6 protein-coding genes are annotated in these 8318 nt (G+C 48.8%); all 6 read left to right on the forward strand.

Features of this window, described 5'->3' with window-relative positions; translation table 11 throughout:
* The first annotated feature begins 122 nt into the window (after positions 1-122).
* Complete coding sequence (locus L0156_13805; protein ID MCI0604071.1) at positions 123-896, forward strand: biotin--[acetyl-CoA-carboxylase] ligase; 774 nt, start codon at positions 123-125, stop codon at positions 894-896.
* The gene (locus L0156_13810; GenBank protein ID MCI0604072.1) at positions 881-1663 is read left to right on the forward strand and encodes a type III pantothenate kinase; all 783 of its coding nucleotides are present in this window, start codon (positions 881-883) and stop codon (positions 1661-1663) included. The genes L0156_13805 and L0156_13810 overlap by 16 nt, the downstream gene beginning before the upstream one ends.
* On the forward strand, positions 1663-2349 hold the full coding sequence (locus tag L0156_13815; GenBank protein MCI0604073.1) for a hypothetical protein: 687 nt from the start codon (positions 1663-1665) through the stop codon (positions 2347-2349). The genes L0156_13810 and L0156_13815 overlap by 1 nt, the downstream gene beginning before the upstream one ends.
* Before the next feature lie 15 nt (positions 2350-2364).
* Positions 2365-4659, forward strand: a complete 2295-nt coding sequence (locus L0156_13820; protein ID MCI0604074.1) for a DNA internalization-related competence protein ComEC/Rec2 — start codon at positions 2365-2367, stop codon at positions 4657-4659.
* 29 nt (positions 4660-4688) lie between these two features.
* Positions 4689-6110, forward strand: a complete 1422-nt coding sequence (gene pyk / locus L0156_13825; GenBank protein ID MCI0604075.1) for a pyruvate kinase — start codon at positions 4689-4691, stop codon at positions 6108-6110.
* A gap of 186 nt (positions 6111-6296) precedes the next feature.
* On the forward strand, positions 6297-8123 hold the full coding sequence (gene tadA, locus L0156_13830) for a Flp pilus assembly complex ATPase component TadA (GenBank protein ID MCI0604076.1): 1827 nt from the start codon (positions 6297-6299) through the stop codon (positions 8121-8123).
* The last annotated feature ends 195 nt before the right edge of the window (positions 8124-8318 follow it).

Consider the following 8318-nt stretch of genomic DNA (forward strand, 5'->3'; position numbering starts at 1 on the left):
AGTCCGCAAAAACTATCGAGTTCGACGAGTGCTTTGCGGGCAAGGATGCCCGCGCTCCCGCTAGAACCCGCCAACTCCGGACTTTTCGGACAGTCTCCGGCTTCCAGCCGGCCAATTGAGCAATGTTTGACATACAGAAATTTCACAGCCATAGGAAAGGCGATTTCGGGAAACGGTTGATTTATTTTGATGAGATAGACAGTACGAATCGAGCTGCCTCCGATCTGGCCAGAAGCGGCGTCGCTGAAGGAACGGTCGTTCTTGCGGATAGTCAAACTCAAGGCCGGGGCCGCAACACACACACCTGGTACTCTCCAGGCGGCGTCAATCTTTATTTCACTGTCGTTTTGATTCCTCCGGTTGAGCGTTTGCATTACCTGCCTTATGTCGCAGGACTGAGCATCGCGCGGGCACTTGATCCCTGGGAATTTGATTCCGATCTGAAGTGGCCCAACGACATTCTAATCAACGGGAAAAAAGCGGGCGGCGTATTGATCCAGACCTCACTGGAAGAAAATCGTTTGCAATTTGCGCTGGTCGGTATCGGAATCAATGTAAATACCCGGGATTTTCCGGATGAGCTTCGGCCAATTGCTATTTCGCTCGCGCAGGCTCTGGGTAAGGAGTTGGAACGCGAGAAATTCCTTGCAGATCTTCTTTTTGAGTTGGAACAACTCTATGGAAGAATAACCGGCATGAGCTGGGAGGAAGTCAAGAACCTTGTTGGGCGTCGCTCTTCGATACTGCATGATTGTCCTGTTCAGATTGAACATCAGGGTGAAATCAAAATGGGCATAACGGCGGGACTCGATTCCATGGGCGGTTTGATTGTCCAAACACCGGGCGGCACGGAGATTTTTTATGCCGGGGAGATTGTATCGTGCCGCAAAAAGTAAAAAACCTTCTCGCAATCGACGTAGGCAATACGAATACTGTAGTAGGCCTTCTGAAAAACGGTAAAATTGTGCAAAGCTGGAGACTCACCACTGTCCGGGAACGGACGGGTGATGAGCACGGAATCCTGATCAAGAATGCTCTTTCGCTGGGCGGATATGCAAAAGAGGAATTCGAAGGGATCGCCGTTAGTTGCGTGGTCCCCCCACTACTACCGGGTATCAAAGAGATGTGTGAAACCTATTTTCACCAGGAGCCATTTATTGTGCAGCCGGGCATCAAAACCGGCATGCCGATTCTGTACGAGCATCCGCAGGAAATCGGTGCCGATCGCATCGTTCTCTCCGTTGCCGGCTTCCATAGATATGGCGGACCGTGCATCGTTGTGGATCTCGGCACTGCAACCACTTTCGATGCGGTGTCGGAAAAGGGGGAATACCTGGGAGGAATTATCGCACCCGGAATCGGGATCTCGGCAGAAGCGCTTTTTCAACGCGCCGCAAAACTTCCCCGTGTGGAGATCCGGGAACCGGCGCAGGTAATCGGCAGAAACACCGTTGCAGCGATGCAATCCGGAATTTTCTACGGATATCTGGGATTGATAGAAAAAATCATAACTCTTGTGCAAGAAGAGCTGGGAAGTCCTACTACAAATATAGCAACGGGTGGACTGGCCCCGCTCATGGCCAAACGTTCGGAGAAGATTCATCATTCGAATCCGGATTTGATCATGGAGGGGCTACAAATTCTGTTTGAGATGAATCGCTGATGGAAGAAGAGGAGTATTTCCGGATGATTGAGGATTACTTCGTGCAAAAAAGAGGGAATCCGATGCTCCTTTCTCCCAAAGAATGGGCGCTCATCAGAGAATGGCACGAGGCGGGAATACCGGGAGAAGTCGTTTTGCGCGCGATAGACCGAGGATTTGAGAAAAAGAAAGAGGAGTTTGAATCCCCGGTAACGCTGACCTATTTCCGGCGGATTGTAAAAAGCGAATACAAACGATTCCTGAAATCGCAAGAAGGTCTATCGATTGAAAAACAGCAGGAATCGTCGACGAACGTGCTTGAGTTTCTGGAAAAATTGCTCCACTCATTGGAGGAAAGCAGCACGCAGGCTGGCCGTGCCGGCAATCAAGCCATGGCCGACCTGCTGCAGGGATGCAGGGAAAAGCTTTCCACCGATGTTGTAAAACCTTTTCACGAGAATCAAAACATGGATCTTCAGCGTGTGGAACATCAACTTGCAACACTGGAAAAAGAGATTGAAAAAGTGCTGCTTCAAACAATCTCTGAATCCCAGTTAAACAGTTTCAGGGAGAATGCCATGCGCGACTTGAAAACATTTCAAGAGAAAATTGATTTTCCGGTTTATCAGGAAATGATCAACCGGGCGCTCATTAAGTCTGTCCGCAAGCTCTACAACATTCCGCGCTTAAGCCTGTTTTACATGTAACGGAGGGCGCAAACCATGTCTGCGCCGTTCGTGTGGATATTTGTCTGTTTTGCTGCCGGTGTCCTCAGCGCCGAGTTGATTCAATTTTCTGAATGGCTGCTGCTGCCTGCAGCGGTCGCTGCGTTGTTGGGACTTCACTGTTCAAAATTCAGAATAGCGATTACCGCACAGGCTTTTCTGCTTCTTTTGATTGGATCTGTGTTTGCGCGGCATCAGATTGAACTGTACGCTCGCAACCCTTTACGGGAATGGGTGCGATCCCATGAAAGGGAAGTTGTTGCTTTTGCAGGCACTTTGATTCGAACGCCGGAATTGTCTGAAGAGTATTTTGTTCTGCATGTTCGAGTCGAGTCCGTTTCCGGCATCCTGTGCGAAGGCAATGCAAGATTGACGGTTACCGGAGAGCTAAAAGAGCCATGGATTGCAGGTGATCGTATCCAATCCTTTGCGCGCCTGCGATTGGGAAAGAATTTTCGAACGGAGGGAGCATTTGACTACGAACGGCATCTTCGCGCAGAGGGAATTCATGTGCTCGGCACGATAAAAAGCCCCCTGTTGATTCATGGACAGGGAGCCGAAGCCGGCTTTCGAAGATTCACCTCGGGTGTCAGGCTGCGGTGGATTCAAAATACGATCCAGACGTTCTCGGCTTCCAACTCCGGAATTCTCCGCGCTCTCTGGCTGGACGATCGAGGCGGGCTACGTCCCGCCGAAGTGCGAGTGCTCATGGATGCCGGGGTGTTTCATGTAATCGCCATTTCCGGATTTCATATTTCGGTTCTATTGCTACTACTGTTTTTAGGCTTCAAAAGACTTCTTTCTTTTCGTTGTGCCGTCGCCGCAGCCTGTTTGTTTATGCTGGGCTATTTTCTGATTCTGGAAGGCCGGTCTTCGGTCACACGATCCTTCTTGAGCTTTTTGATCTTCTCTTTTGCCATCTGGAGGTACGAACAGATTCAACTTGGTAATTGGATCTGCCTGTCCGCATTTGTACAAGTGGCGATCAATCCTCAAGAGCTATTCGATAGCGGATTTCACCTTACCTATCTTTCAACGGGGGCAATTCTGTTCCTTGTAGTTCCCTTGTGTAAAAGACTCAACAGGCTATCCAGGTGGATTCGATATCCGCTGAATTTTCTCGTGGCTGGAATCATCATCCAGATCGTTCTGATTCCCTATCAGATTTACGTGTTTCATAGAGTTCCACTCTATACGTTGTTTGCCAACATCGTCGCGGTGCCGGTGAGCAGCGTTTTGATCGCTTCCAGCATTGTGTTGATGCCATTGCCGTTCCTTTCGAAATTCGTCAGGACGCCGGTTCAGGGCATGATTCACATCTTTCTCAGTTCTTCGGGAATTTTTGCTGAACAAGGAGTTCGAATGTTTACTTCTCCGCATCTTGCTGCGGTGTTCGGATTCTACGGACTTCTCGTTATTGGGATCGTTGCAAAAAGAAACGCGTTGAAAATAACCTGCTTTGCGATAAGCGCTTCCTTGCTTCTATTCTTCTTAACTCCACATTCTGCGAAGCCCGGAGGTGCTCTTCAGGTTCATTTCCTGGATGTCGGTCAGGGCGATGCGATTCTTCTGGAATACCCTGATGGAACCTACGACATGGTGGATGGAGGAGGTTTTTTCAATGCAGGCGCACTGGATACCGGCCAGGCAATTCTTATGCCTTATCTGTGTCGTCTTGGCGTTACGCGCCTTCATCGTGTTTTTCTGACTCATGCGCACGCGGACCACATGAACGGTCTGGTTTCGCTCATGCGATACATTCCTGTTGATGAATTCTATGTAACCAGAGAACCGGTTGGAGAAAAGGGCTACCAGCAATTCCTCCGAAACATCAATCGCGCTCCTATTCGCATTTCTCAAGGTCATGAATTCAAACAAGCCGGTGTCCTGCTTAGAGTGCTGGCCCCGGGTGATTCTAACAGAACATTGCGTGTAAAGAACGACGATTCTCTGGTTCTTCTGGTTGAATATCGCAATAAAAAGATTCTCCTGACCGGTGACATAGAAATGGAAGGTGAAGAAATCTTGAGTGGCAAGATTCAATCCCCCGTTGACTATGTGAAAGTTCCTCATCATGGAAGCAAAAGCTCGAGCTCCGTTCCGCTTTTGGAAGCATTGCGTCCAAGGGCCGGATTCATTTCAGTTGGAAGCAATAATTGGTTTGGCCACCCCAACCCGAATGTACTTGGCCGGTATCGGCGATACCATGTTTTGTTGTATCGCACGGATCTTCACGGTACCATCCGGCTTCGAATCAGCGATCACGAAAGTCGTGTATACATACCAGGTTGAATAGCGAATTCTGATAAACTTGAATTTTCATGGATACACGACGCAAGACAAAGATTTTGGCGACGTTAGGACCAGCCTCCGATACGGCTGAAATCATTGAACGGCTGATTCTCGCAGGCGCGGACGGTTTTCGTTTGAATTTTTCACATGGCGATCATGATTATTTCCGGCACCTTGCGGAGAATGTTCGTGCTGTTTCGGAGAAGGTTGGAAAGCGGGTAGCGATTCTGCAGGATCTCCAGGGTCCGAAAATCCGGACGGGCAAACTCGCCGAAGGGAAACCTGTGCACCTGATTCCTGGAGCACGTTTTGTGATCACCACCAGACCGATTGAAGGGAATGCAATGATCGTCTCCACATCTTATTCCGGTCTGCCAAATGATGTGCAGCCAGGTGACAAAATTTTAGTAGATGATGGCGCTATCGAACTAAAGGTTCTGCAAGTTCACGACACAGATGTTGAAACAGAAATCGTTACAGGGGGACCCTTAAACGAGAAACAGGGAATCAATCTTCCCGGAGTAAATGTGAGTGCGCAGAGCTTAACGGAAAAAGATAGAGTCGACGCGCTTTTCGGTAAAGAACTGTCGGTGGATTATGCGGCGCTGTCCTTTGTGCGTTCTGCTGCCGACGTTCAGAAACTGCGTGAAGTGCTGAATCCGACTGACAGCCGGATCATCGCGAAGATTGAAAAACCGCAAGCGGTTAAGAATCTGTCGGAAATCCTCGAAGTATCGGATGGGGTAATGGTTGCCCGTGGAGATCTTGGAGTTGAATTGCCGGCCGAGAGAATTCCTTTGTTACAGAAAATGATCATCGAACAGGCGAACCGCGCAGAGAAACTTGTGATCACTGCCACCGAAATGCTTGAAAGCATGGTAGATCACGCGCGGCCCACGCGGGCGGAAGCATCGGATGTTGCCAATGCGATTCTGGATGGAACGGATGTTTTGATGTTGTCTCAGGAAACTGCTGTTGGACTGTATCCGGAAAAGGCTGTCAAAACCATGGCATCGATCGCGGAATTTACCGAATCGGATGAAGATGTGTTTCGCAACACGGAGCGCATTCGTCCACAACATCTGGTGAATTTCACGCACGCCATTGTTCATTCGGCGAGAATGGCGGCTGAGGTAATGAAAGCGAAAGCAATTCTTGTGTTTACTCAATCCGGGTATACGGCCGAGCTTGCGTCCTGCCAGCGTCCGCCCTGTCCCATTTTTGCATTTACTCCCCATCATAGAGTGCTTCAACTTCTATCATTGGTCTGGGGAGTTTATCCAATTCTGGTTGAAAACCTTCCAGATACGAATGCCATGATGCATCGCGCAGAACAAAAACTTCTGGAGAAAAAACTCCTCCAAAAAGGAGACGCGGTTGTCATTGTATCCGGCACCCAGCCCGTTCGTGGCGCAACGAACATGATGAAAATGGGCCGAATCGGCATGTAAACAGAGTAGGGCGGGCGTCTCGCCTGCGCAATCTTTGGAATCCCGTCGCTCCAATTTTGAACAGAAGATCGCAAAGAGAACGAAGTTAAAAACTCAAATCATGCTGGCGCAGGCGGGACGCCCGCGCTACTGCATGGTACAATAAATCCGTCCACGGGGAGTGGACTCTTTGATCAAGTTTTAGCGATGAGTGAAGAGTACTTAATTCAATGTTGGTATTGTTTAGGTGAGTACGATGCTGGTGCTGCCGTCTGGTGCGGTTGTGATCCGAAGAGCCCAACCAAACTATGCCCTTACTGTTTGCAATGTTTCTGCCGCGCTTCGGATGAATATCGCAGCCGCTTTTTTCAGTACGCTCCACCATCTCTCCTGACCGAACGGGCTTCGCTTCGGAAAATCAAAGACCGGCTGGGTGAGTTACTGGTACGCTCTCAGATTCTCACGGTAGAGGATCTACTGGGTGCTTTGAACAAACAATCCGTATCGGGCGGGCGACTTGGGCAGGTTCTGGTGGATAGCAATTTTATCAGTCCGGAAGAGCTCGACATCTTTCTTCAAATTCAAGCGGTGCCTATTCCCAATCAATTCAGTGAAGAGTATATCGATACGGAAATATTGCACAGGCTCAACCCGGAGTTTTGTTTGCAGTCGAGAGTCCTGCCGTTACAAAGTTTCCGCGGCGCGCATCGTTCCTTTCTGGCTCTCGTTATGGCAAATCCGCGCGATGCGGGCACTATTGATATTGTCAATCGCAAGACAGAAATGTTTATTGTTCCTTTTTATTCCGACGAATTTGCAATTAGCTCGTTTTTAAAGGACTACGTTCCTCCGGGCGGCGCAAGAATTCTGGAACAGGAGACGATTGACTATCAGAGCGTCGTACGGAAAATTATTGTCGGCGCCATCAAGCGCCATGCGTCTGACATTCATATTGAGCCTGACAAGAAAGAACTGAATATTCGATACAGAATTGATGGCGTGCTTTACAAGATCAAATCTCCATCAAAGAGAGATCAGGTTCCACTCATCACGAGTCTGAAAAAACTGGCCAAGATGGATCTTCAAAGAAGCGGTGTTCCGCTTTCCAGCAAGATGGCGCTGCGCCAGGGAGAAAAGAAGTATCAGCTCAATGTCCTGACGTTCCCGAATCCTCATGGGGAGAGCGTAAGCATCAAGATTGTGGATCTGTCCACTTTCCTGCGCGATCTCACGGATATCGGGATGCTCCCTGATGAATACAAAAGCGTATGTCATTCCCTGGAATCTTCGCGCGGACTCGTTCTGGTTAGCGGGCCGCTGATGAACGGTTGCAACACGACTCAATACGCAATGATGGGACAGTTTTCAAGCTCAAACCGTAAAGTTATGACGCTGGAGTCCCCCATTTTCTCCAATGTGCCGAACGTTCATCAATCTGAAATCAATCCTGCCAACGGTTTTGATTTTAGAACCGGACTGAGCTCCATCATTCAATCCGATCCTGACGTAATTTTCCTTTCAGACATTCCGGATGCGGAAGCGGCTGCCACGGTTTGTAAAGCGTCGGCCAAATGCATCGTCATTGCCACTCTAACGGCTCTATCTGCGGCAAGCACGATTGCCATGCTCAGGGAACTTGGCGCTTCTCCTTCGCAACTTTCGCAATCTTTATCGCTGGTCGTGAATCAGCGGTTGATCCGTCGCATTTGCGCGCATTGTTGCGAAAAGATGCCGATTTCCCAATCCATGTTAGTCCGGATGGGTTTGCCCGAACAGGAGTCTGCAGATCTCAACGCGTATGTTGGCGCTGGCTGTAAAGATTGTAACTATCTCGGATTCAGCGGAAGATCCGCGATTTTTGAAATTCTCAATTGTGATTCTTCTGTCGCGGATACGATTGCTAAAAACGGTTCTGCGAAAGAAATTGAAAATACCGCAGTCGAGCGTGGAATGGTTACACTTAGAAAACGTTGCCTGGAATGCATCAATCAAGGAATCACGACACTCGAAGAATTTCAGAAGTGTAAGTTCTAAGAAGTGTAATAAAGTAGATATGGTGATGATGGAGATAAGGAGATATTCTTTTTTCTATTTTTTATATCTCCCTATCTCAAATATCTCCTGATCTCCTTTCTTACCTAACGCGGCATAGCCGACAACCAAAATGATAGCGGAGAGAAGTCCGAATATCGAACAAGGAACTCCGAACCGCAGAAGTCTGGCCGTGCA

It is taken from the genome of bacterium, from assembly GCA_022616075.1.
In the GTDB taxonomy this organism is placed as follows: domain Bacteria; phylum Acidobacteriota; class HRBIN11; order JAKEFK01; family JAKEFK01; genus JAKEFK01.

What these genes read in the sequence shown, in the direction of transcription:
- L0156_13805 (MCI0604071.1), top strand. Translation starts at nt 123, where the DNA reads ATGTTTGACATACAGAAATTTCACAGCCATAGGAAAGGCGATTTCGGG.
- L0156_13815 (MCI0604073.1), top strand. Translation starts at nt 1,663, where the DNA reads ATGGAAGAAGAGGAGTATTTCCGGATGATTGAGGATTACTTCGTGCAA.
- L0156_13820 (MCI0604074.1), top strand. Translation starts at nt 2,365, where the DNA reads ATGTCTGCGCCGTTCGTGTGGATATTTGTCTGTTTTGCTGCCGGTGTC.
- pyk (MCI0604075.1), top strand. Translation starts at nt 4,689, where the DNA reads ATGGATACACGACGCAAGACAAAGATTTTGGCGACGTTAGGACCAGCC.
- tadA (MCI0604076.1), top strand. Translation starts at nt 6,297, where the DNA reads ATGAGTGAAGAGTACTTAATTCAATGTTGGTATTGTTTAGGTGAGTAC.